Raw genomic sequence first — 23,343 nt, forward strand, 5'->3', positions numbered from 1 at the left:
CCCAGGCGCACTGTTTGATGAGGAGCCATGACTGTCGAGCCGACGCTGCGGCGCCACCGTGCTGTGACCCATGTGCTCGTGGCGCTGATCGTGGCTGCAACTACCACCATGGTGTGGCTTCGGAGGTGGGTGTCCGACGACGGCTTCATCAACTATCGCGTGATCCAGCAGTTGATGGCCGGCCGCGGCCCGATCTACAACGTCAACGACCGGGTCGAGGTGGGCACGAGCACACTCTGGATCGGGCTGGTCTGGGCCGGCCAGGCGGCTTTTCCCCGGGCCGAGACCGGTCTCGTCATGGTTGTGCTCGGATCGGCACTGACCACGCTCGCGCTCGTGCTGCTTGCGGTCGGTGCCGCGGCCCTGAATCGTGGCCGCGGCATACTGCTGCCGGTAGGTCTGGCGGTGGTGGCGGCCCTGCCGCCCGTCTGGGACTTCGGGACGTCCGGCCTCGAGACCTCCCTCTCCATGGCCTGGCTGGCGGCATGCTTCGCGGCACTAGCGGTGCGGTCGGTCGGTATGGCGGGGCGCCCCGCGTGGAGGCCGTGGCCGCTGCCCGTGCTGATCGGGCTGGGTCCCTTGGTGCGGCCGGACTTCGCCCTGATCGCCTTGATACTCGGGATCGCCCTTCTGGTGCAGAGCCGGCGCGGCGTTCGGGGCTGGCTGGCGGCGGCCGGTCTCGCGCTCGCCCTGCCGACGGCCTACGAGGTGTTCCGGATGGGCTTCTTCGCGTGTCTGGTTCCGAACACCGCGCTGGCGAAGGCGAACGGTTCCATCGGTCAGGGCTTGGCGTACGTCCTGGACTTCGTGAACACGTACTGGCTTTGGCTGCCTTTGCTGGCCGGCGCGATCCTGCTGGGTGCGCGAGCGTTCAGCGCGACTGACCCGGGGCGCTCGGTCTTCGCTGCGATGCCGGTGGCGGCACTGGTCCACGCGGGCTTCGTCGTAAGCGTCGGTGGCGACTTCATGCATGGCCGGTTTCTGCTGCCGGCAGCCTTCCTGTTCTTCGCCCCGATCGCGCTCGTTCCGTTCGACGGCGTCCGCCGCTGGCTCGCCCCAGTAGTCCTCGTCTGGGCCCTGGCGTGCACAGCCCTGCTGCGGCCGGCGCTCTGGAACGGAATGATCGCGGACGAGCGGACCTATTACTCTCGCTTCGTGGCCGACGTGCCCGGCGAGATGGTCTCGCTGGAGAACTGGAGCGACGACATCGGCTTCAAAATGGCCCGTGTGGCCTCCTCGGACCAGGCCGAGGGTCAGAGCTACTACGTGACCATCGGGCAGCCGATCGAGCGCCTCCCTCGGACCGGGCCAGGTGTGACGATGGTGCTGAACAGCCTTGGTGTGGCTGGCGCGGCTTCCGGCCTGGACGTGGTTGTAAACGACCCCCCGTCACTCGGTGATGCGGTCGGTTCCCGACTGGTGCTTCCCCCGGATGCCCAGTTCCGAGTCGGCCATGCCTACAAGCCCGAGGTCTGGGCCCTTGCGCGCTTCTCGGCCAGCGACCGAGCCAACCCTGTCCCCGGTCTCGCTGCCGCGCGGCATGCGCTGGGCTGTCGACCGGTGGCAGAAATGCTGGACGCGATCTCGGCGCCGTTGACCGCTGGGCAATTCATGAAGAACATCGCGCTGGCCCCAAGGTTGACCTTCCTGCGCATTCCGGTCGATCCTGACGCGGCTGTGGCCGCGCTCTGTTGACGTCCGGCAGCCTTTTGGCGCTCTGGGCCGAACCCTTGACACCCGTTGCTTCAGTCGGTAACTTCGTTCCTTGGAAAAGCGCGTTTTCAAGCAGAGTCGCACGCGCGTTGCCGATGTCGGCACGCTAGCGCGCGACGTCTGTACCGCCCGCAACCACACTCCGCTCGCAAGGCCGCCCATCTACGGAGGAGACACGTGCCTGACTTCCGCACCAGCGCGCAAGCAGCCCGGCTGATTCCGGACGAAGCCACGCTGCTCGTCGACGGGTCCGGCGGCGGAGTGAACGATCCCGACTTATTCCTGCGTGAGGTCGAAGTCGCACGCGCGTTGCCGATGTCGGCACGCTAGCGCGCGACGTCTGTACCGCCCGCAACCACACTCCGCTCGCAAGGCCGCCCATCTACGGAGGAGACACGTGCCTGACTTCCGCACCAGCGCGCAAGCAGCCCGGCTGATTCCGGACGAAGCCACGCTGCTCGTCGACGGGTCCGGCGGCGGAGTGAACGATCCCGACTTATTCCTGCGTGAGGTCGAACGGCGGTTCCTTACGGAGGGCGCGCCCCGGGACCTCACGATCGTTCACGTCTCCGGCATGGGTGATGCCAAGGGCGGTGGCATCGATCGTCTGGCCCACGAGGGCTTGGTCAAGCGGGTGATTGGCGGGCACTGGGCGTGGAGCCCGCGCATGCAGCGTCTAGCCGTCGAAGAGCGCATCGAGGCGTACTGCCTCCCCCAAGGCACCCTTTCGCACCTCCTTCGCGCCGTTGCCGGCGGCCGGCCAGGGGTGATCTCCCAAGTCGGCCTCGGCACCACCGTTGATCCCCGCCAGGAGGGAGGGCGCCTGAACGCCTCGGCGTCCGAGGATCTCGTCGAGGTGATTGAGCTCGCGGGTCAGGAGTGGCTGTTCACCAAAGCTTTCCCGATCGACGTCGCAGTGATCCGGGGGTCACAAGCCGACGAGCTGGGCAACATCTCGATGGCCGACGAGGGGCTGCTCGCCGAGACGCTGTCTGCGGCCCAAGCCGCACGCAACAGCGGTGGCATCGTCATCGCGCAAGTGCGCGAACGCGTCGCCGCCATGTCACTTCCGCCCCGGTCGGTCCGCGTCCCGGGGGTCCTGGTCGACGTGGTGGTGGAGGAGCCAGAGCAGCGGCTTTCCCACGCCACACGTGAGAGTCGGTTGCTCACCGGCCAGGCCATTGCAGCCGCCTCAGCTGCCGCGCCGATGCCGCTGGGCGTGAGGAAAGTCATCGCTCGCCGCGCCACCGAGGAGCTCTGCGCTGGCGACGTCGTCAACCTGGGCTTCGGTATGCCGGACGGCGTTGCCAACGTCCTTGCGGAGGAAAGGCTGAGCGACCAGGTCGTGCTCACTGTCGAACAGGGCCATGTCGGCGGGATGCCGGTCGGCGGCTCGGACTTCGGCATGGCGATCAACCCCTGGGCGACACTGGACGCCGGCCACCAGTTCGACTGGTACGACGGCGGAGGGCTCGACCTCGCCGTCTTGAGCTTCGCCCAGGTGGACAGCCAGGGAAATGTGAATGTTGGCAGGTTCAACAATCGGATATCCGGCGTCGGCGGATTCATCAACATCTCTCAGGGTGCCCGTCGCGTCATCTTCGTTGGCACGGCGGCTGTGGGCGCCGACATCTCCGTGGATGGCATGCTCGGCGTCCAGGTGCGCCGCGAGGGCGCACCGAAGTTCGTGGACGCAGTGGAGCAGATCTCCTTCTCCGGTCGACGGGCCTTGGAGACGCACCAGGAGGTGCTCTACGTCACCGAGCGTGGAGTGTTTCAACTGGATGATGAGGGTCTGCGCCTGGTCGAGATCGCACCGGGGGTCGATCTCGAGCGTGATCTTCTTCCGATCATTGGCGCGAGGTTCCGTGTGGATGAGGACCTGCGGATCATGAACTCGGCGTACTTCCATGAGGCGCCGATCGGCTGGCCGTCTCTGCAGACGACCCAGTACCGAACGTGCTGACGGGCACGAGGATGATGGCCAGGCAGTGGTCGATCCGGCAGGGGGCCGTGGAATGACGCAGGGTAGGGTGAGTCTGCAGGATGTGGCTACCGAAGCGAGTGTCACATCTTCGGTGGTGTCAAGGGTGCTCAACGGTGACTCGACCGTGCGGGTGCGGCCGGAGACGCGAGCCCGGATCCTGCGGGCCGCGGAGAAGCTCAACTATCGGCCGCACCCTGGCGCCCGAGCGCTGGCCTCTGCCCAGACCCGCACCGTGACTCTTCTGATCCCCGATCTGACCAACCCCGTGTATGCCCGGATCGCTCGCGGGGCCATGAAGGTCGCATCGAGAGAGGGCTACGCGGTGCTGATCTCCGAGGACACTGCCACCGAGGCCCTTCCGTACCGGCAGCTCGCCGACCCAGGCCGCACCGACGGATTGCTTATCGCGTCTTACCGTCCGGGCCATCCGCTACTGGATCGCGCCGTGATCGGCCCGCTCCCTCATGTGTTCGTCAACCGACTCCATCCCGGGAGCGGCCGCAACGTCACGGTCGACTTCGAGGCAGCAGGGCGGGAGGCGCTGCTTCGCCTCGCGGAGGCCGGCCACCGCCATGTCGCACACATCGCCGGCCCGGCGGAGCTGCCCAACTCCGCGCTGCAAGCGCGCGCCTTCGCGCAGGCGGGAGTGCAGGCGGGAGTGTCAGTGGAGCTGATTCCCACGTCGTTGAGCGAGGAGGGCGGCGCCGTCGCGACCCGGGCGCTCGTCGAAGCCGAATCGACGGTCACCGCGATCTACGTGGGCAACTACTTCCAAGCACTGGGGGTCCTCGACGCCCTGGAGCGGGCGCAGTGGAAGGTGCCCGATCGGGTCTCGGTGATCTCGTTCGACGACGACCGGACCGCGAGCTTCTTGCGCCCGCCGCTCAGCACGATCGCGATGGCTCACGACGAGCAGGGCGAACAGGCGATGGTGGCGCTCCTCCATCAGATCCGAGGTGGCGCGTCGCAGGACGTGCTGGTGCCGACCCCACCGCGGTTCATCGACCGAGGCTCGGTCGGCCCTCCTCGATCGGCCGAGTCCAAGTGAGCGGGGTTGCGCACGGAGCATCGAGTCAGCGGCAAGGTCCCTATTTGGCCTTCGCGCGCAGCGTCGCCGGCCGCACGCCCAACTCCAGCTGGATACGGTTGCCCGTCTGGAGCAGAGGTGGCAGGTGCGCACCGACCGTCTCTTCGTTCAGGCGGCCTGCCGGCCCAGCGAGGGCAAGGGCTGCGACGACGTGACCGGTGAAGTCGCGGATGGGTATGGCGATCGAGCACAATCCGACCTCGCGCTCCTCCCAACACGTCGCGAAGCCGCTCGCCTTGACCTTGGCGAGATCGGTCCTGATGCGGTTCGGCTGCGTGATGGTCGTGGGAGTCCAGCGCGGAAGCGCCTTGCTGATGATCCGGTCCACCATCTCCTGGTCGTCGGAGAACGCGAGCAGGATCTTGCCCGAAGCCGTGGCGTGCAAGGCGGACCGGCGACCCGACGTCGCCACCATCCGAACGGTCTGCGGGGCGTCGGCGGACGCCACATACAGCAGTTCGTCCTCACTGAGAATGCTGAGCAGCACCGATTCGCCGGTGTGGGCCGCCAGCCATGCCAGGTGTGGCGCCGAGGCGCGTTCGAGCCTGAGGCCATGGACGACCGAACTGCCCAGCTCGTAGAGCGCCCAGCCGAGGCGGTACTGCGACGTCACGGCGTCCTGGGTCACGAAACGCCGATCGGCCAGGGTGGCCAGAAGGTGATGCACTGCGGCCTTGCTAAGGCCCGTCTGGCGGGCGATCTCGCTGACGCCCGCCTGGCCGTCGAGCGCGTTGATCGCGTCGAGAACATCCATCGCGTGCTCGACCGCACGAACGCGCCGTGGAGCCGGCGGGGAGTCCGCCTCGTCTGCAGTCATGTGACCTCCGTTCCTTGATCCTCAATGCGTGGCTCACGCTGGAATCTGCCCGTGAGCGTTTGCGACCTGCAAATATCGTTATACAGCTACAAACACTGCCGCGTAGCCTACTCGGCATACCTCATCGTTCAAAGGAGCCCGAGAAATGGCTGAGGCCGCCGGTATGACCACCTCCGTTCGTCGTCTCAATCACTACATCGACGGTCGCTGGGTCGTCGGTGAGGGTGACACCGTCTTCTCCCGCACTGCGCCCGCGAATGGCCAGCTCGTTGCCGAGGTCCCGTGCGCCACGCCCAAGGAGGTGGACAATGCCGTGGCAGCTGCCCGCCGCCAGTTCGAGGTCGGCGCCTGGCCCCGCATGACGGGCTTCGAGCGAGCGGCGGTGCTGACCCGCGTCGCCGACCTCATCGACGCCAACGCGGCCGAGTTGGCGCGGCTCGACTCGGAGGAGGGCGGCAAGCCGCTGCGCCTCACCGAGGGAGACATCGCCGGCGCGGCGACGCTCACCCGGTACGCAGCCGGATTGGCCACCCAGACGCATGGGATGACCTACACCACCAACGGCCCGGATTTCACGGGCCTGGTCCTGCGGGAGCCGTCGGGAGTCGTCGGGCTGATCACGCCGTGGAACTTCCCCGCACTGATCCTTTGTCAGAAGTTGCCGTTCGCGCTGGCCGCGGGCTGCACGGTGGTGGTGAAGCCGTCCGAGTTCACGAGCAGCACCACCGAGGCCATCGTCAAGCTCTACGAGGAGGCTGGGCTGCCCGCCGGCACGCTCAACCTCACGCTCGGTACGGGACCGACTGGGCAGGCCATCACCGAGCACATGGACGTGGACGTGGTCTCCTTCACCGGGTCCACTGCGACCGGTCGGCACGTCATCGACGCCGGCAAAGGCAATCTGAAGAAGCTGTCCCTCGAGCTCGGCGGCAAGGCTGCCAACATCGTGTTCGCCGACGCCGACCTAGAGGACGCGATCGAGGGCGTGTTGTTCGGCGGGTTCTTCAACAACGGCGAGTGCTGCGTCGCGCAGTCCCGCCTCCTCATCCAGGACAGCGTGGCTGACGAGTTCCTCGTCGAACTCGCTCGGCGGACCCGGCAGCTCACCGTTGGCGATCCCCTCGACCGCGCGACCGACGTCGGCGCCCTCATCCACGAGGGCCACCTCAACGCGGTCCTCGGTCACGTCGAGAAGGGTCGGAGCCAGGGCGCCGTCCTGGTCGCGGGCGGCGAGCGGCTCCGCACCGGACAGCTGGCCTCCGGCCAGTTCATTTCGCCCACGATCCTTGACCGTGTCGCGCCCGACATGACCGCCTTTGGTCACGAGATCTTCGGGCCGGTCCTGACCGCCACGCGGTTCTCCGACGAGAATGACGCAATCCGGCTGGCAAACGCCGTGGAGTACGGCCTGTCCAACAGCATCTGGTCGAAGAACATCGACAAGGTGCTGGTGTCAGCCAAGGCACTGAAGAGCGGCACGATTTACGTCAACACCACCATCGACGCTCCTCCTCAGATGCCGTTCGGTGCCTACAAGGCCAGTGGCGTTGGACGCGAGATGGGCCTGGCCGGCTTCGAGGAGTTCACTGAGCTCAAGTCGGTCAACATCCGCACCGGGAAGCGGGCCGGCACCTTCGCGTTCTCGCCCGAAGTCTGACCGTCCTCATGGCCAGTGAGACTGTGAAGACCCTGGACGCGGCAGAGGCCGCGAAGCTGGTCCGCGACGGCGATACCGTCCTGGTCGACGGGTCAGGCGGTGGCGTCAACGAGCCGGGCGCGATCCTCGCCGCCCTTGAGGCGCGGTTCCTTTCTGAGGGCCATCCCCGCGACCTGACCCTGATCCACGTCTCGGGCATGGGAGATGGCCACGGAGGCGGCATTGACCGCTTTTCCCACGCCGGGATGGTCCGCCGGGTTATCGGCGGGCATTGGGGCTGGACCGATCGCATGCAGAAACTGGCGGTCGACGAGAGGATTGAGGCCTACTGCCTGCCCCAGGGCACCCTCTCCCACCTGCTCCGAGATATTGCGGCCGGACGGCCCGGACACCTCTCGGCCGTCGGCCTCGGCACTTTCGTCGACCCCCGGCTTGAGGGCGGCAAGCTCAACGCCTCGGCGATCGATGACCTTGTCGAGGTGCTCACCCTCGGCGGCGAGGACTACCTGTTCACCCGGAGCTTCCCGATCGACGTCGCGATCATCCGCGGGACCCGGGCCGATGCCCGCGGAAACACGACCATGGACGGCGAGGGTCTTCTCGCCGAGACATTGTCGGCGGCCCAGGCGGCGAAGAACAGCGGCGGAGTCGTGCTGCTGCAGGTGCGGGAGGCTGTCGGGGCTGGTGAGCTCGATCCCAGGGACGTGAAGGTTCCCGGTGTGCTTGTTGACGCCGTTGTTGTCGATCCCGATCAGCGTCTGTCCTTCGCGACCCTGGACGACCCGGTGCTCACCGGCGCTCAACGCGAGGACCATACTGCCCTCCAGGCGATGCCTATGTCGTTGCGTAAGGTGATCGCTCGCCGGGCGGCGATGGAAGTCCACGGCGACGACGTGATCAACCTCGGCTTCGGGATGCCTGACGGGGTCGCCGCTGTCCTTGCCGAGGAGGGTCGTGCGGATGAGGTCACGTTCACGGTCGAACAGGGCCACGTCGGCGGCGTCCCCGCCGGAGGCAGCAACTTCGGCCTCTGCGTGAACCCTGAAGCAAGCCTCGACGCCGGTCACCAGTTCGACTGGTATGACGGCGGGGGGCTGGACGTGACCGTGCTCAGCTTCGCCGAGATCGACTCGCGGGGCGACGTCAACGTAAGCAAGTTCGGCGGACGCATCCCTGGCATCGGCGGTTTCGTCAACATCTCCCAGGGGGCCAAACAGATCGTGTTCGTCGGCACATTCGCCGCCGGAGGCGCCGTCTCCCTCGGTGCCACGCAGTCCACAGACGGTGAAGCGCCCGGCCCCGGGATCCGGGTCGATTCCGCAGGTAAGGCGAAGCTCGTCCCCGGCGTTCAGCAGGTCAGCTTCTCCGCCCGCCAGGCGTTGAAGAACGGGAAGCCGGTCACCTACGTCACCGAGCGGGCCGTGTTCCGGCTCACCGCCGACGGCCCGGAACTGATTGAGATCGCCCCCGGGCTCGATCTTGAGACCGATGTTCTCGCCCAGATGGGGTTTCGCCCGAAGATCAGCCCCGAGCTCACCTTGATGCCCCGCGCGATCTTCCGCGACGAGCCCATGCACCTGACCCTGAAGGAGAAGTCCTGACATGAGCGACGACCTGGTCCTGCGCGAGACCCGCGGGCCGATCCTCCTCGCCACTCTCAACCGCCCCACCAAAGGCAACGCCTTGAACCGGCCGATCCTGGCGGAGCTCGACCAAGTCATCCATGGCATTGAGCTGGGATTCGGCACGGCCGACGCTCCGCGTGTCCTGGTGATCACCGGATCGGGCTCGAAGGCGTTCTGCGCGGGGGCCGACGTCACTGAGCTCAACGGCATCGGCGAACACCGGGCGAGGGAGCAGATGCGCTATGGCCAGCTCCTATTCGACCGGCTGGAGGCACTGCCCGTCCCGGTGATCGCAGCAATCAACGGCTTCGCCCTCGGTGGAGGTCTCGAGTTGGCGATGGCGTGTGACATCCGGGTTGCGGCCGCAACGGCCCGTCTGGGGCAGGCCGAGATCAATCTTGCAAATCTGCCGGGCTGGGGAGGAACCCAACGCCTCCCGCGACTGGTCGGCAGGGGAATCGCGAACGAGATGATCTTCGGCGGCGAGACCATCACCGCTGCACGGGCCCACGAGACAGGGTTGGTGAACCGGGTCGCGGACGACGCCGTGGCGGCCGCCCTCGAAATGGCGTCGCTCTATGCGACGAAGGATCCCACCGCGATCCGAGGCGCCAAGCGAGCAATCGGCATTGGGCTGCAGCCCGGACTCACTGAAGGCCTCATCGCCGAAGCGGACGCCGTCGCAACGAGCTGCGCGACCGAAGCCCAGCAAGCCGCGGTCGCGGCCTTCCTGACACGGGGGAAGAGCCAGTGACCGCCCGCATCGCGAGCGCAATCGTGGCGCGCGATGGTCGCGACTCGGTCGACGCCGATCGCTCGTATGAGTCTGTGGCTGGCGACCGGGTGCTAAGCATTGACGAGGCGCTCGACTTCGCCCAGCAGCAGATCCATGGCCTGATCACCCGCCGACCGGGGCAAACCCCGACCTACACCGAGGACGGCAGTTGGGTCGTCTCTGAGGATCCTTGGGCTCCCTCGTGGAGCGCCGGATTCCTGTCGGGCCTGGTATGGATGTTCGCCGACCGCTCGCAAGACCCGTGGTGGTTGGAACAGGCTCGCGCGTATAGCCGGATCGTCGAGCCGCGCAAGCATGACACCGGTACCCATGACATCGGCTTTCTGATGGAGCCGAGCTGGGGCCGCTGCTACGACCTGACCGGAGACGCGCGGGCGCGCGAGGTGGTGATCGAGGCGGGGCGCACGATGGCTGGCCGATTCATGGAGGCCGGCGGGTACCTGTGTTCCTGGGTGGCGCCCGGAAGCACCTTCATCGACATCATGATGAACGTCGGCATAATCTTCCGCGCGGCCGAGTACTCCGGCGACGCACAGCTTCGCCAGATCGCGGAGACTCATGCCCTTACGAGCCGGCGTCACCTCGTCCGCGGCGACGGCAGCACCATTCACGAAGGCTGGTTCGACACTGGGACCGGCGAGTTCGTCCGCGCCGACACCCATCAAGGGTGGCGGACCGACTCCTCATGGGCGCGCGGGACCACTTGGGCGATCTACGGCTTCACCACAGCGTACGAGCACACGGGCAACCCCGCCTTCCTCGATGCTGCGTGCCGCGCCGCGAATTACTACATCGCGATGACGCCGTCGAACGGCGTGCCGCCGAACGACTGGCTGGATCCGTCCCCGCTCACTCAGTGGGAGGCCTCCGCCGCAGCGGTGGCGTCGGCAGCGATGCTCTACCTCTCGGAGTCGGCACCTGCCGCATTGGAGGTCCAGGTGTACCGCGAGTACGGCCTCAGGATTCTGCGTAGCCTGCGCGCAACCACCTTTATCGCTGCCGACACCCCCGGCTATGAGGGCATCATCAAGCACGCGACCTACCACCAGAAGAACGGCCTCGGAATCGACGAGAGCGTGATGTGGGGTGACCACTACTTCGTGGAGGCCCTGATGCGAGCCGCCCGGATCGAGGCGGACTCGTCCACCGGGAAGGATTCGGTGTGACCCGGTCAGCCCTTCCCGCCGGGGAGATGCGGGTCCTCGCCCTGGCCGTTGACGGGACGGTCCTGACCGATGGCGATGTCCTCACGGGCGCGACCGTCGAGGCGATCGGGAAGGTCAAGCGGGCCGGCGTGAGGGTGATTCTCACTAGCGCGCGGCCGCCAGCGCGGCTTCGCGATGTCCAGCGCCGCCTCGGCATCGAAGCGGAAGTTTTCGTCGCCTGCCAAGGCGCTCTCGTCGGCCGCCGCTCCGAGGGAGGTGGGCTTGAGATCCTTTGCGAGGCCCGGATCGATCCCGAGAAGGCACTGAGTCTTGAAGACCGCGCCCTCGACCGCGGCCTCTCAGTCAGCCGGTTCATCGGCGACCAGTGGCTGGTGCGGGGCATCGACGCCGCGGTCCTGCAGGAGGCTGCTATCAGCGGCCTAGACCCCGAAGTCCTCACCGGTGATGCGCTCCATCCGGACATGGCCCCCCACAAGCTGGTCGTTTCCTGCGGGCGCGATGCCGACCAGTCCGCGCTGCAGCAGTACCGCCGGGAGCTCCCGTTCAGCATCAAGGGGGCGTTCTCGAGCCCCACTCGGCTGGAGGTCACGGACCATCAGATCGACAAGGCGTCCGGGCTGCGCGCGGCGCTGTCCGGTCTCGGCGTACACCTCAACCAGACCGCAGGCATCTGGGCCTGCGACAACGACATCTCGATGCTCAAGGCTGTGGGCTACTCGTTCGCGATGGACAACGCCAGCGACGACGTCCGCAACATCGCGACCTGGGTGACATGGCGCAACGTCGATGACGGTGTCGCCTGGGCCATCGATCAACTACTAGCGCAATCCAGCTCCTACTGAAAGGGAACCCCCGAAATGTCTTTCGACTACGTCATCGTCGGCGGCGGCAGCGCAGGCTGCGTACTGGCCAACCGGCTCTCCGAGGATCCGTCGATCTCAGTCCTCCTACTGGAGGCGGGACCCAGCGACTGGAACCCGATGATCCACATCCCCGGCGGTATTCCGTTCCTGATGGGCCCCAAGGTCAACTGGCGGTTCTTCACCGCCCCGCAGGTCGGCCTCGACAACCGTCGGGTCTGGTACCCCCAGGGCAAGACCCTCGGCGGTTCCAGCGCGATCAACGCCATGATCTACATCCGCGGCCAAGCCGAGGACTACGACCACTGGGCGAGCCTCGGCAACGAGGGTTGGGGATACTCCGACGTCCTGCCCTACTTCATCAAGAGTGAGGACAACAGCCGTCTGGTCAACGAGTACCACGGCCAGGGCGGACCGCAGGCGGTCTCCGACCAGACGAACCCGCACGTCCTCAGCACCTCCTTCGTGAAGGCGGTGGAAGAGTTGGGCCTCCCGTACAACCCCGACTTCAACGGCAAGAGCATGTACGGCGCCGGCCTGTACCAGGTCATCTACCGTGCGGGACTTCGTCGCTCGCAGGCTACGTCCTTCCTACGCCCGATCAAGAGCCGGAAGAACCTCACGGTGGTCACGGGTGCTCGGGTCACCCGCGTCGTCGTGGAGAAGGGGCGTGCTGTCGGAATCGAGGTTGGTGGCGCCGGTGGCAAGGTCTACCGCGCTAACCGAGAGGTGGTCCTCTCCGCTGGCGCCATCAACACACCGCGACTGCTGATGCTTTCCGGCATTGGCGCTGCCGAGGAGTTGTCGAAGGTCGGGATCAAATCGGTTCACGATCTGCCGGGAGTCGGCAAGAACCTGATGGACCACCTGAACGTCAACGTGCACTCTCGCCTCAAGGATCCGATCAGCTACGACCACCTTCAGAAGTTCCCGGCGATGATCGCTCCGGGCGTCGAGTGGGCCCTTTGGCGCAAAGGCCCGGCGGCCTCGGTCATCGTCGAGGGTGGCGGATTCTTCAAGAGCCCTGGTGCAGATCGTCCGGACATGCAGGTCCACATCGCGCCGGCCCTCGTGGTCCGCGGAGGCCAGACCCACCTGGACGGCAATGGGTTCACGGTCAACTCGACATTCCTCCGGCCGGAGAGCCGTGGAACGGTCAGCCTCGCCTCCTCGGATCCTGCCATTGAGCCGGTGATCGACCCGCAGTACCTGACCGCGCAGCGTGACAAGGACATGGCGGTCACGCTGGTGCGGACGATCCGCGAGGTCCTCGCACGCCCGGTGATGCAGCAGTTCATCGCGAAGGAACTGCTGCCGGGTGCAGGTGAGCAGACTGACGAACAGATCCTCGCCTACGCCCGCCAGTACGGGTCGTGCGACTACCACCCCGTCGGTACGTGTCGCATGGGGACCGGCGACGATGCGGTCGTGGATCCGCAGCTGCGCGTCCGCGGCATTGAAGGACTCCGCGTCATCGATGCCTCGATCATGCCCAAGCTCATCAGTGGCAACACCATGGCCCCGACCATGATGATCGCCGAGAAGGGCGCCGATCTGATCAAGGCCGGGAAGTAGCCGAGCAGCGGCTCGGCTCCTGATCAGGTAATCGCATGGACATCGCGGACCACTCGACACCGGCCCTCGTGGCCGCCGGTGGCGCTCCCATGCGGAGCGCCACCCCGGGTCGTGCGCGGCGCCTGGAACGGCCGGCCGCAGGTGACCTAGTCCGCATCCAATCCGTGGCGGAGGAGCCACGCCACGGCCGCGGCGAACCCTTCGTGACGATTGTCGGGCGCAATCCAGCGAGCGGCCTGGCGAACGGTGCTCGGCGCGTGGCCCATCGCTATCCCGATCGCGGCGTTGCTGATCATCTCGAGATCGTTGTTCCCGTCGCCGATGGCGGCGGTTCGGTCGATCGGCACGTCGTGGGCAGCGAAGACCTCCTCCAGCGCCGACCACTTCGAAACGCCCCGCTTGACGATCTCGAGGTAGTCGCTTCGCGAGGTTGCCCCGGCGACCGTGCTTGGCAACGCACGACTCATACCCGACAGCTCGGCCTCCCTGCCGGGAGTGGCCATGATCAGGATCTTGAGCGGCGGACGGACCTCGTCCGTCAGCTGGCTGACGCGCCGGGCCGAGGTTCCGGTGATTACTTCCTCCTGCGCGACCAGCGGATCCGCCGACTCGGCGAGCCAGCAGTCGGGGTAGAACCACGAGACGCCGAATCCGTGTTCGTGCGCAAGGCGGGCGACGTCGCGGGCGTCGTCGATATTCACCGGGTGCTCTGTGCGAGCGTGGAAGGTGCCGACGCTATCGGTGCTTCCCCATACCGCGCCCTGGCAGGTCACGACCGGCATGTCGGCCAGGTCGAGCAGCCGGACGAAGGCGGCGATGGCAGCCGGCGGCCTCGATGTGGTGATCACCGGGAGCACTCCGCTGTCCCTGAGCATGTGGACCGCTTGTTGGGCGGCCGACGTTACTTCGTGACCCGGATCGAGCAGAGTGCCGTCGACGTCGATGGCGAGGGCGCACACCGATCGGGGGTTCGGATCGGGCATGGTACCTCCAGCGACTTCGGGCGGGTGATCTGGGACGAGCGGGTCCGTTCAGACGTCGACGGACGCAGAGGTGTCGATCGCCCAGCGGGAACTGAGGTACGCGGTCTCGGTGCTCTCCACCACCCGGTCGTCGCGATCGCGGATGATTCGGGCCTCGACCAACAGGGCGGTGGGTGGCTCTTGGCCAAGCAGCCGACTTTCGCGGTCGGAAGCGAGGCGGGCGGAGATGAAGCCAGTCGCCTTCGCTGGGGTGTAGCCCGCGTCGCGCAGCCACTGATGCAGCGAGGTCCTGGAGAAATCCTGGTCGACAGCCTGTGCGAGTTCACCGGGCAGGTAGCTGGCCTCCAGAGCCAGGGGAATATCGTCGGCACACCGCACGCGGTAGATCCGCACCAGGGGCTGGCGAGGGTCGAGGCCCATGAGCATGGCGCGCTCGGGGAGGATACCGAGCCGCTGCTCGATCACGATGGAGCTGGGCTGCTCGCCCCGCCGACGGATCTCCTCGGTGAACGAATGCAGCAGCGCCTCGTCGCGGTGCATCGGCGGCTGGGCGGTAAAGCTCCCCGCGCCCTGACGGCGCTCGATCTTGCCGGCCGCCCGCAGGGTCTCCAGTGCATGCCGCGCAGTCATGCGGTGAACGCCGAACATCTCTGCCAGCTGGAGTTCGGAAGGGATCGGACTGCCGGGCGGCAGCTCGGCGCAGCGCTCCAACAGCCAGGCAGCGATCTCGCGATAGCCCTGCTTGGGGGTCGCCTTCACGCTCACGTCGTGTTCACCTCGCACTTCGGTAGACAAGTTCTAGGGGTACCGCCGGAAGCTCGTGGGTCCCAACATGGACAACCCTAGCATGTACAAGATAGACCTAGGCATCTACTAGACAACTAGATCGGAAAAGGTGTACGTTTGTGGCACTGGACGAAACAGGACAGGAGTGGCGAGCGATGGTGCAGCCGTTTCTTCAACTCGATCTCGACGCGACGCTGGTTGAACTGCCGCGGATAGCGCAGTTGCGCTCTCGCATGGAGAAGCGCAGGGCCTCCCTGTGCAGCGAGCGGGCCTTGACCTACACCCGCGTATTCGCCGACCGTCCCGACCTGCCGTACATGACCCGCAAGGCGCTCGCTTTCGCCGAGACGCTGCGCACCATGACTCTCTACCTGGAGCCCGACTCGCTCGTGTTCGGCAACCAGGCGTCGCGAAGCTTCGCGGCCCCGATCTTCCCCGAGTACTCGATCGACTGGGTCGTCGACGAACTGGACGAGTTCGCGCTGCGAAGCGGCGACATGTTCGAGGTCGACGAGCAGGTGAAGGGTGATCTGCGCGGGATCCAAGGCTTCTGGCACGGCAACACCCACGAGGACGTCGTCAAGGCGACTGTGTCACCCGAGATGGACCTCGCCTCGGCGCAAGGCGTTCTCCACCGTGGCGGCATCTCGATGTCCGGTGACGGTCACATCGTCCCCGACCACAGCCTGATCTTCGCCAAGGGCTACCGCGGCATCATTGAGGAGGCGAAGGCCCGCCTCGAAGAGGTCATTGATCCTGAGCAGCGCGTCTTCTACGAGGCGGTCGTGATCAGCCTTGAGGGTGCGCTCGACTACGTGAAGCGGTACGGACCGCTTCTGCGCGGTCTGGCCGCGGGCGCAGACGCCAAGCGCCGATCGGAATTGCTCCGCATGGCCGCGATGAGCGACACCTTGCTCGAGGGCCCGGTCGAACACTTCTACGAAGGCGTTGTCTCGGCCTATGTCACCCACGTGCTCCAGATGATCGAGAGCAACGGCCACTCCTTCTGCTACGGCCGCTTCGACCAGTACATGCTCCCCTTGTACGAGAAGGACCTCGCTGCCGGACTGATCACTCCTGAGTCCGCGCTTGAACTCCTCACGCATTTCTTCATCCTCAACTCCAGCCTGAACAAGGTCCGTCCCATGGGGCACACGACCTTCTCCCAGGGCTACCCGCTCTACAGCAACCTGATGGTCGGCGGCTACCGTCCCGACGGCGTCGACGGCACCAACGACCTGTCGTACCTCTGCGTCGAGGCGATGAACCTGTGCCGCTTGGCAGAGCCGAACTTCTCGATGCGCTACAACCTGGACACCCCTCGCGAGCTCTTGGAGATCGCCGCCAAACTGATCCGCACCGGGATGGGCATGCCCTCCATGTTCAACGACCACGTCGTCGTCGCCGGCCTCGACGGCATCGGTGTCGATCATGAGGACTCCCTCAATTACTGTGCCATCGGCTGCGTTGAGACTGGCGTGGAAGGCAAGTACGGGCATCGCGCGACCGGGATGACCTACGTCAACTGGGGCAAGGTGCTGGAGCTGCTGCTCAACAACGGCACCGATCCGCGAAGCGGAATCCAGCTCGTAAGCATCAACGGCAAGCCGGGCACCGACATCGAGTACAACAGCTATGAAGAGGTCTGGCTGGCCTGGGAGAAGCTGCTGGAGTTCTACTCCGACCTCGCCGTCGAATGTGATGCCGTCTGCGACGTGAGCCTTGAGGTGTTCGACGCTTCGCCCTTCGCAAGTGTGTTCGTCCACGACTCCATGAAGCTGGGTCGCACGCTCAAGCAGGGGGGGTGCACCTATGACGTCGTCTCCCAGTCCAACATCGGCCCCGCGGTCGTGGGCAACTCCTTGGCAGTGATGAAGCACTTCGTCTTCGACACGGACCGGTTCTCGTTCGCTCAGCTCAAGGAAGCACTCGCTGACAACTGGCAGTCGGTCGCCTCCCAGCGGATTCGCCGCGACATCATCAGCTACCCGAAGTTCGGCAACGATTCCGACGAGGCTGACGAGATCGTTGCCGACGTCTTCAACTCCTACCTCTGCCTGCTGCCGAAGTACCGCACCGTCCGTGAGGGCCGCGGCCCGAAGCTCAGCCGCTACACGATGTCCACCTCGAACATCACCTCCTACGTCCCCAATGGCAAGGTGGTTGGAGCAACCCCTGACGGGCGTTTCGCAGGGGACCCGCTCAACGAGGGTTGCTCCCCAACCCAGGGCACCGACGTGACTGGGCCGATGGCCGTGATCAACTCGGTCGCCAAGCTGCCGAACGAGGAAGTCGCCGCCGGCCAGCTCCTGAACATGCGGTTCACTCCGATGACTCTCGCGGGCGAGGAGAACCTGGAGAAGTTCATCGACTTCCTCCGCGCGAGCCTTGTGAAGGGGATCTACCACAACCAGTTCAACGTCGTCGACTCCAAGACCCTCCGGCTCGCCCAGCAGTTCCCCGACCAGTACACCAGCCTGATCGTCCGCGTGGCCGGCTACTGCGCCCAGTTCGTGTCGCTCATGCCGGAAGCCCAGGAAGCGATCATCGCCCGGACGGAGAACTCGCTGTGACCAGGAAAGGTCTGGTCTCCTCGTTCCAGGACTACTCCACCAAGGACGGTCCCGGACTGCGGCAGACCGTCTTCCTCAAGCGCTGCAACCTGCAGTGCCGCTGGTGCAGCAACCCCGAAACCCTTCGCACCGGTGAGGAGCTGTTCTTCTTCCCCGAGCGCATCACGGACCCCGAGTTGGCCCTGGAAGAGAACAGCGGCGCGCTCACTCGCTCGGGCGAGGAGTGGACGATCGACCGCGACCAGCTGGGCAAGCCCAGCGAGGTGGTCGAGCAGAACACGCTTCGGCTGTTCGAAACGGTGGGGGAGTGGATCGAGGCGCCGGAGTGCGCCCGCCGACTGCTCCGCAACAAGGCCTTCTACGACGTTTCGGGTGGCGGCGTCACCTTCTCCGGTGGCGAGCCGATGCTGCAGGCCGACTTCATTCGCGACGTCGAGGCGATCCTTGCCGACCAGAACGTCCACGTCGCCATCGATACCGCGGGCAACGTCCCCTGGACGGAGTTCGCGAAGGTGCTGGGCGGAACCGACCTGTTCCTCTACGACATCAAGGCGGCGGACCCCGAGTTGCACAAGCGCCTTACCGGGGTCGGCAACCAGCGCATTCTGGAGAACGGCCGCAGGCTCGCGGATGAGGCCACAGAGATCTGGGTGCGCATGGTTCTGGTACCTGGCTGCAACGACGATCCCACCGACCTGCGTCAGCGATTCGACATCGTTGCCGCAATGGGAGAGAAGGTGACGCGAGTCGATGTGCTCGGCTACCACTCCCTCGGGGTTGGCAAGTACCGCAGACTTGGCCGCCCCTATGACCTGGGAAAGGTGCCTTCACCCGACCAGGCCCTCCTCGACAAGGCGCTGGCGTATGCCGGTGACCTCGGACTGCCGGTGCATTACGAAGCCGGCGTGAACGCCTGATCTGACAAACATCACCAAGAAATGGAGATTCCTGCAATGAAGCCGATCAAACCCGCGGCAGAAATGACCGCCGACGAACTCGCCGTCTACATCGATCACTCGGTGCTCAAGCCCGAGTTCACCCCGGACGAGATTCGTCACGAGGTTGAGAACGCCGCGCTGTACAAGTGCAAGACCGCGTGCATCAACCCGTCTGCCATCGAGTTGGCCGCGCCGATTCTGGCCGGCACCGATACCGGCATCTGCGTCGTCGTGGACTTCCCGTTTGGCTGCTCCAGCACCGCCTCCAAGGTGGCGCAGACCATGATCACCCTCGAGCAGGGCATTCAGGAGCTCGACATCGTCGCCAACCTCGGCTGGATTCGTGGCGGCGAACTCAAGCGCGTCGAGGACGACCTGCGTGCGGTGATCGACCCGTGCCACGCAGCCGGCGTGCCGGTGAAGGTCATTTTCGAGACCGACGCGCTGACCATCAGCCAGATCAAGGCTGTCGCCGAGGCGTCGATCGCCGCCGGGGCTGACTTCATCAAGACCTCGACCGGTTTCTACACCGGCACCAACATGCACGAGAAGACCGGTGCCTCCGACGAGATGGTTGCGCTCATGATGGAGTGCGCCGCCGGGCGGGCAAAAGTGAAGGGCTCCGGCTCCATCCGCGACCGCGCCCACTTCCTCCGCCTGATCGACGCCGGGATCGACCGCATGGGCATCGGCTACCGCAGCACGCCGATCGTCCTGGGCCTTGTCGAGGCCGCTCCCGCCGGCGCCAGCGCGCTGGTCGAGGCCGGAAGCTACTGAGAAGCCAGCCATGAGCGGTCCATCAGACCTCATCTTCCAGATGGAGCACATCACCAAGGAGTTTCCCGGTGTGCTCGCGCTGGATGATGTCAACCTGGCTGTGCGGACCGGCTCGATCCACGCGATCTGCGGGGAGAACGGTGCCGGGAAGTCCACACTCATGAAGGTGCTGTCGGGTGTCCACCCGCACGGCAGCTACGCCGGAAGGGTGATCTTCGAGGGCAAGGAGACCAACTTCCACAGCACCCACGACTCCGAACTCGCTGGCATTGCGATCATTCACCAGGAACTGGCGTTGATCCCTGAGTTGTCGATCGCCGAGAACATCTTCCTCGGCGATGAGCCCATGAAGGGCCCGCTGATTGACTGGGCGGCCGCTCGCAAACACGCTTCCCAGCTGCTGGCACTGGTCGAGTTGGACCTCGACCCCAACCTGGCAGTCAAGAAGCTCGGCGTCGGTCAGCAACAGCTGGTCGAAATTGCGAAGGCGCTTCGCAAGGACACCCGCCTCCTCATTCTCGATGAGCCGACCTCGGCCCTGAACGAGGCGGACTCCGCGCACCTGCTGGAACTCATGCGGGGCCTGCAGAAGCGGGGGATTACCTGCATCATGATCTCGCACAAGCTCAACGAGATCGCTGCCGTCTGCGACTCCATCACGATCATGCGTGACGGCAAGACGGTCGACAGCTACGACGTCACCCCAGGCTCTGTGGACGAGGACCGGATCATCCGGCTGATGGTTGGGCGCCCGCTCGACAACCGTTATCCCGAGCACACCCCGAAGATCGGCGAGGTCATCTTCGAGGTGCGGGACTGGCTCGTCGAGCACCCGGACAACCCGGGCCGGATGGTGTGCAACAACTCCAGCTTCACGGTGCGCAGCGGCGAGGTTGTCGGACTGGCGGGCCTGATGGGGGCTGGACGCACCGAACTGGCCCGGTCCCTCTTCGGCCGCACCTACGGGCAATGGCTCGGTGGCGAGATGTGGGTCAAGGGAAAGCCGGTCCAGGCAGCCAGCGTGCGTGAGGCCATCGATGCCGGTCTGGCGTACGTGCCCGAGGACCGCAAGACCCTTGGACTGAACCTGCTGGACAGGGTCAAGCGAACGATCGTGTGCGCCAACGAGCAGGCCCTCCTGCGAGGGATACTGATCGACCGCGACAAGGAGGAGAAGGCCGCCGAGTCCTACCGAGTCGCTCTCAAGATCAAGACGCCCAGCATCGAAACCGGCGTCTCGACCCTCTCCGGCGGGAACCAACAGAAGGCCGTGCTGGCGAAGTGGCTCTTCTCCGAGCCGGACGTCCTGATCCTCGATGAGCCGACGCGCGGCATTGACGTTGGCGCCAAGTTCGAGATCTACAAGCTCATCCACCAGATGGCTGACGAAGGCAAGGCGGTCGTGGTGATCTCATCCGAACTGCCCGAACTGCTCGGCATCTCCGATCGCATCTACACCATCTGCGAGGGGCGCGTCACTGGCGAGCTGCCCACCGCGCAGGCCGATCAGGAAAGCCTGATGCGCCTGATGACCACCGGCGCGAACCGTGAGGCGACGCCGAACTCAGAAGACAGGAACGTGAAATGAAGAAGCTGAGGGAGACGCTGGGAGGCGACCTGCAGCAGTTCGCCATGGTGGCGGCGGTCGTGGTTGCCCTGATCATCTTCCAGGTCATAAATCACGGACGAATGATCACGTCGTCCAACCTCCAGAACATCATCGCGGGCAACGCCTACGTGTTCACGATGTCGATCGGCATGGTGATGATCATCATCCTGGGCCAGATCGACCTGTCGGTCGGATCCGTGGCGGGCTTCGTCGGCATGATGGTCGCGATCGCGGCCACCGACTGGGGATGGCCGTGGTGGCTGGCGGCCCTGGGCGGCCTCGCGCTCGGCGCTCTCATTGGAGCCTGGCAGGGCTTCTGGCTGGCAAAGATGGGAATCCCAGGGTTCATCTCGACGCTCGCCGGCATGATGATCTTCCGCGGCCTCGTCATCTGGGTCTCGCACTCGATCTCGAAGCCTGCCCCCGAGGAACTGTCCTGGTTCGGCGCCGGATACCTCCCCGACTGGGGACGTGACCTCACCGGCCTCAACATGCCCACGGTCGTGCTCGGTGTGCTCGGTGCCGCAGCCCTCGTGTTCATGCAGGTCCGCGCGTGGCAGCGAAAGGCCAGCTCGTCGACGGAGAAGCCGGCGCTGTGGCCAGTCGTTGTCCGGCTGGCAGTGATCGTCGCGGTGGTCCTCTACCTCACCTACCTGTTCGCCAGCGGCATCAAGGGGACGTCCTTCCCGGTGCCGGGCCTGATCGTCGGCATCCTGGTGATCTTCTACCACGTGCTCACCCAGCACACCCGGACGGGCCGGCACATCTACGCCGTCGGCGGGAACAAGGCCGCCGCAGCCCTCACGGGTGTCAACGTGGACCGGACCTACTTCTTCGCGATGCTCAACATGTCGGTCCTCGCGGCCGTCGCGGGCATCATGTTCATCGGCCGATCCACCGCGGCCGGGCCATCTGATGGCACCGGCTGGGAGCTGGACGTGATCGCCGCGGTGTTCATCGGAGGCGCCGCAGTCTCCGGCGGAATCGGGACGGTTCTCGCCACCATCGTCGGCGGCCTGTTCATGGCCGTCCTCAACAACGGACTGCAACTCGCCGGAGTCAGTGCCGACCAGACCCAAGTGATCAAGGGTGTCGTGCTTCTCGCCGCCGTGGCGATCGACGTCCTCAACAAGCGCCAGGGCCGCTCTTCGATCCTGGGACGTAACAGACGGAGTGCTCCTGCGGAGAAGCCGCAGGTTCATGCCGAGGCCAGCCAGGCCTAAAGAAACACTAGAAGGAGGAGTATCGCATGACCATCGGAACCAGGGTTGTAGCAGCCCTTTCCGCGCTCACGCTGGCCGGCCTTGCGCTCGCTGGCTGCTCGACGCCGGCTACGCCGGGAGCGTCCGGCTCGGCGTCGACCTCGGCCTCCACGGCCGCCGGCTTCCCGGCTGACGCCACCATCGGCGTCTCGCTGCCTTGGCTGGGCACCCAGAACTGGGCTGAGGGCATGGACCAGTTCACCTCACAGCTCCAGGCCGCCGGCTTCAAGCCGCTTGTCCAGCAGGCCGACAACAAGGTGCCGCAGCAGCAGTCCCAGATCGAGGCCATGATCGAGCAGGGCGCGAAGGTCATCGTCGTCGCACCCATCGACGGCTCGCAGCTGGGCTCGGTGCTGGACAAGGCCAAGGCCGCCGGCGTCACCATCATCGGGTACGACCGGCTGATCCAGAACACCAAGTCGATCGACGCGATCGTGCAGTACGGCTCGGTCGAGATCGGCCGCGTCCAGGGCAGGGCTCTCCTCGAGGGCCTGGGCAAGCTCAAGGGTGCCGGCCCCTACAACATCGAGTTGTTCGCGGGCGGTCCCGCCGACCCGAACGCGCCGAACTTCTTCAAGGGCGCCATGGAGATCCTCCAGCCCAAGATCGACGACGGCACCATCAAGATCGTCTCGGGCCAGACCAAGTTCGAACAGGCCGCAACCCTTGACTGGGACAACGCCAAGGCGCAGGCCCGCATGGACACCCTGCTCTCCGGCTTCTACCCCAAGGACGTGAAGCTCGACGGCGTGCTGTCGCCCAACGACGGCATCGCTCGCGCGATCATCACCTCCTGCAAGCAGGCCGGCAAGGACATCCCGGTCGTCGACGGACTCGACGCCGAGAACGAGTCGATCGTGTCCATCTGGAAGGGCGAGCAGTACCAGACCACCGACAAGGCCACCAAGCCCCTGGTCGAGGCTGCAGTCAAGCTCGTCATCGCCGCACAGAAGGGCGAGGCCTGGCCGGCCCCGACCAGCAAGACCAACAACGGCAAGATCGACGTGCCGCTGTACGAGCTGACCCCCGTGTCGGTGACGAAGGACAACATCAAGGACGTCTACAAGGACGATCCGAAGCGGCTCGAGCTGCTGAAGTAACACCCCGGTCGTGACGGTTGGGCGTCCCGCAC

General features: G+C 65.8%; 19 protein-coding genes. 16 read left to right on the top strand and 3 right to left on the bottom strand.

Features of this window, described 5'->3' with window-relative positions; genetic code table 11:
• The first annotated feature begins 27 nt into the window (after nucleotides 1-27).
• The 4 genes from ACFQQJ_RS07405 to ACFQQJ_RS07420 all read left to right on the top strand — a co-directional run bounded on the left by ACFQQJ_RS07405 (nucleotide 28) and on the right by ACFQQJ_RS07420 (nucleotide 4,748).
• Nucleotides 28-1,695, top strand: a complete 1,668-nt coding sequence (locus tag ACFQQJ_RS07405; protein ID WP_377105337.1) for a hypothetical protein — start codon at nucleotides 28-30, stop codon at nucleotides 1,693-1,695.
• Nucleotides 1,696-1,890: 195 nt separating this feature from the next.
• Nucleotides 1,891-2,043 (top strand): hypothetical protein, encoded by a 153-nt coding sequence (locus ACFQQJ_RS07410; RefSeq protein ID WP_377105338.1) that lies wholly within the window; start codon nucleotides 1,891-1,893, stop codon nucleotides 2,041-2,043.
• 67 nt (nucleotides 2,044-2,110) lie between these two features.
• Complete coding sequence (locus ACFQQJ_RS07415) at nucleotides 2,111-3,679, top strand: acyl CoA:acetate/3-ketoacid CoA transferase (protein ID WP_377105339.1); 1,569 nt, start codon at nucleotides 2,111-2,113, stop codon at nucleotides 3,677-3,679.
• A 52-nt stretch (nucleotides 3,680-3,731) separates the two neighbouring features.
• Nucleotides 3,732-4,748 carry a LacI family DNA-binding transcriptional regulator gene (locus ACFQQJ_RS07420; RefSeq protein WP_377105511.1) on the top strand — a complete coding sequence of 339 codons (1,017 nt, stop codon included), beginning with the start codon at nucleotides 3,732-3,734 and terminating at the stop codon, nucleotides 4,746-4,748.
• Between the two features lie 40 nt (nucleotides 4,749-4,788).
• Here ACFQQJ_RS07420 and ACFQQJ_RS07425 read toward each other — a convergent pair whose 3' ends face one another.
• Complete coding sequence (locus ACFQQJ_RS07425; protein WP_377105340.1) at nucleotides 4,789-5,604, bottom strand: IclR family transcriptional regulator; 816 nt, start codon at nucleotides 5,602-5,604, stop codon at nucleotides 4,789-4,791.
• Nucleotides 5,605-5,749: 145 nt separating this feature from the next.
• Between ACFQQJ_RS07425 and ACFQQJ_RS07430 the strand changes: the two genes are divergently transcribed.
• From ACFQQJ_RS07430 to ACFQQJ_RS07455, 6 genes are read left to right on the top strand one after another with little or no spacing between them, the layout of a single operon-like run.
• Nucleotides 5,750-7,261 carry an aldehyde dehydrogenase family protein gene (locus tag ACFQQJ_RS07430; RefSeq protein WP_377105341.1) on the top strand — a complete coding sequence of 504 codons (1,512 nt, stop codon included), beginning with the start codon at nucleotides 5,750-5,752 and terminating at the stop codon, nucleotides 7,259-7,261.
• Nucleotides 7,262-7,284: 23 nt separating this feature from the next.
• Entirely contained in the window at nucleotides 7,285-8,862 is a 1,578-nt protein-coding gene (locus ACFQQJ_RS07435) for an acyl CoA:acetate/3-ketoacid CoA transferase (RefSeq protein WP_377105342.1), read from the top strand.
• A gap of 1 nt (nucleotide 8,863) precedes the next feature.
• Nucleotides 8,864-9,640, top strand: a complete 777-nt coding sequence (locus ACFQQJ_RS07440; protein WP_377105343.1) for an enoyl-CoA hydratase/isomerase family protein — start codon at nucleotides 8,864-8,866, stop codon at nucleotides 9,638-9,640.
• Entirely contained in the window at nucleotides 9,637-10,848 is a 1,212-nt protein-coding gene (locus ACFQQJ_RS07445; RefSeq protein ID WP_377105344.1) for a hypothetical protein, read from the top strand. Before ACFQQJ_RS07440 ends, ACFQQJ_RS07445 begins: the two co-directional genes overlap by 4 nt.
• Nucleotides 10,845-11,690: an HAD hydrolase family protein gene (locus ACFQQJ_RS07450; RefSeq protein ID WP_377105345.1), complete on the top strand. Its 846-nt coding sequence runs from the start codon at nucleotides 10,845-10,847 to the stop codon at nucleotides 11,688-11,690. Before ACFQQJ_RS07445 ends, ACFQQJ_RS07450 begins: the two co-directional genes overlap by 4 nt.
• Nucleotides 11,691-11,705: 15 nt before the next feature.
• The gene (locus ACFQQJ_RS07455; protein ID WP_377105346.1) at nucleotides 11,706-13,283 is read left to right on the top strand and encodes a GMC family oxidoreductase; all 1,578 of its coding nucleotides are present in this window, start codon (nucleotides 11,706-11,708) and stop codon (nucleotides 13,281-13,283) included.
• 146 nt (nucleotides 13,284-13,429) lie between these two features.
• Here ACFQQJ_RS07455 and ACFQQJ_RS07460 read toward each other — a convergent pair whose 3' ends face one another.
• Together ACFQQJ_RS07460 and ACFQQJ_RS07465 are read right to left on the bottom strand one after the other, a co-directional pair.
• Nucleotides 13,430-14,266: an HAD-IIB family hydrolase gene (locus ACFQQJ_RS07460; protein WP_377105347.1), complete on the bottom strand. Its 837-nt coding sequence runs from the start codon at nucleotides 14,264-14,266 to the stop codon at nucleotides 13,430-13,432.
• 48 nt (nucleotides 14,267-14,314) lie between these two features.
• Nucleotides 14,315-15,031: a GntR family transcriptional regulator gene (locus ACFQQJ_RS07465; RefSeq protein ID WP_377105348.1), complete on the bottom strand. Its 717-nt coding sequence runs from the start codon at nucleotides 15,029-15,031 to the stop codon at nucleotides 14,315-14,317.
• A 140-nt stretch (nucleotides 15,032-15,171) separates the two neighbouring features.
• Here ACFQQJ_RS07465 and ACFQQJ_RS07470 point away from each other — a divergent pair, with 140 nt between their 5' ends.
• The 6 genes from ACFQQJ_RS07470 to ACFQQJ_RS07495 are packed head-to-tail and all read left to right on the top strand — an operon-like array spanning nucleotide 15,172 to nucleotide 23,311.
• Nucleotides 15,172-17,625 carry a glycyl radical protein gene (locus tag ACFQQJ_RS07470; RefSeq protein ID WP_377105349.1) on the top strand — a complete coding sequence of 818 codons (2,454 nt, stop codon included), beginning with the start codon at nucleotides 15,172-15,174 and terminating at the stop codon, nucleotides 17,623-17,625.
• Nucleotides 17,622-18,542, top strand: a complete 921-nt coding sequence (locus tag ACFQQJ_RS07475) for a glycyl-radical enzyme activating protein (protein ID WP_377105350.1) — start codon at nucleotides 17,622-17,624, stop codon at nucleotides 18,540-18,542. The genes ACFQQJ_RS07470 and ACFQQJ_RS07475 overlap by 4 nt, the downstream gene beginning before the upstream one ends.
• A gap of 36 nt (nucleotides 18,543-18,578) precedes the next feature.
• Nucleotides 18,579-19,340 carry a deoxyribose-phosphate aldolase gene (gene deoC / locus ACFQQJ_RS07480; protein WP_377105351.1) on the top strand — a complete coding sequence of 254 codons (762 nt, stop codon included), beginning with the start codon at nucleotides 18,579-18,581 and terminating at the stop codon, nucleotides 19,338-19,340.
• Between the two features lie 10 nt (nucleotides 19,341-19,350).
• Nucleotides 19,351-20,928: an ATP-binding cassette domain-containing protein gene (locus ACFQQJ_RS07485; protein ID WP_377105352.1), complete on the top strand. Its 1,578-nt coding sequence runs from the start codon at nucleotides 19,351-19,353 to the stop codon at nucleotides 20,926-20,928.
• A complete protein-coding gene (locus ACFQQJ_RS07490) occupies nucleotides 20,925-22,172 on the top strand; it encodes a sugar ABC transporter permease (RefSeq protein WP_377105353.1) in 1,248 nt (415 codons plus the stop codon). The genes ACFQQJ_RS07485 and ACFQQJ_RS07490 overlap by 4 nt, the downstream gene beginning before the upstream one ends.
• 26 nt (nucleotides 22,173-22,198) lie before the next feature.
• The gene (locus ACFQQJ_RS07495; protein WP_377105354.1) at nucleotides 22,199-23,311 is read left to right on the top strand and encodes a sugar-binding protein; all 1,113 of its coding nucleotides are present in this window, start codon (nucleotides 22,199-22,201) and stop codon (nucleotides 23,309-23,311) included.
• Nucleotides 23,312-23,343: the final 32 nt, after the last annotated feature.

Origin of the sequence: Propionicimonas sp. T2.31MG-18 (assembly GCF_964266745.1) — a bacterium.
In the GTDB taxonomy this organism is placed as follows: Bacteria; Actinomycetota; Actinomycetes; order Propionibacteriales; family Propionibacteriaceae; genus Propionicimonas.

What these genes read in the sequence shown, in the direction of transcription:
- deoC (WP_377105351.1), top strand. Translation starts at nt 18,579, where the DNA reads ATGAAGCCGATCAAACCCGCGGCAGAAATGACCGCCGACGAACTCGCC.
- ACFQQJ_RS07420 (WP_377105511.1), top strand. Translation starts at nt 3,732, where the DNA reads ATGACGCAGGGTAGGGTGAGTCTGCAGGATGTGGCTACCGAAGCGAGT.
- ACFQQJ_RS07460 (WP_377105347.1), bottom strand. Translation starts at nt 14,266, where the DNA reads ATGCCCGATCCGAACCCCCGATCGGTGTGCGCCCTCGCCATCGACGTC.
- ACFQQJ_RS07440 (WP_377105343.1), top strand. Translation starts at nt 8,864, where the DNA reads ATGAGCGACGACCTGGTCCTGCGCGAGACCCGCGGGCCGATCCTCCTC.
- ACFQQJ_RS07455 (WP_377105346.1), top strand. Translation starts at nt 11,706, where the DNA reads ATGTCTTTCGACTACGTCATCGTCGGCGGCGGCAGCGCAGGCTGCGTA.
- ACFQQJ_RS07495 (WP_377105354.1), top strand. Translation starts at nt 22,199, where the DNA reads ATGACCATCGGAACCAGGGTTGTAGCAGCCCTTTCCGCGCTCACGCTG.
- ACFQQJ_RS07405 (WP_377105337.1), top strand. Translation starts at nt 28, where the DNA reads ATGACTGTCGAGCCGACGCTGCGGCGCCACCGTGCTGTGACCCATGTG.
- ACFQQJ_RS07490 (WP_377105353.1), top strand. Translation starts at nt 20,925, where the DNA reads ATGAAGAAGCTGAGGGAGACGCTGGGAGGCGACCTGCAGCAGTTCGCC.
- ACFQQJ_RS07485 (WP_377105352.1), top strand. Translation starts at nt 19,351, where the DNA reads ATGAGCGGTCCATCAGACCTCATCTTCCAGATGGAGCACATCACCAAG.
- ACFQQJ_RS07430 (WP_377105341.1), top strand. Translation starts at nt 5,750, where the DNA reads ATGGCTGAGGCCGCCGGTATGACCACCTCCGTTCGTCGTCTCAATCAC.
- ACFQQJ_RS07425 (WP_377105340.1), bottom strand. Translation starts at nt 5,604, where the DNA reads ATGACTGCAGACGAGGCGGACTCCCCGCCGGCTCCACGGCGCGTTCGT.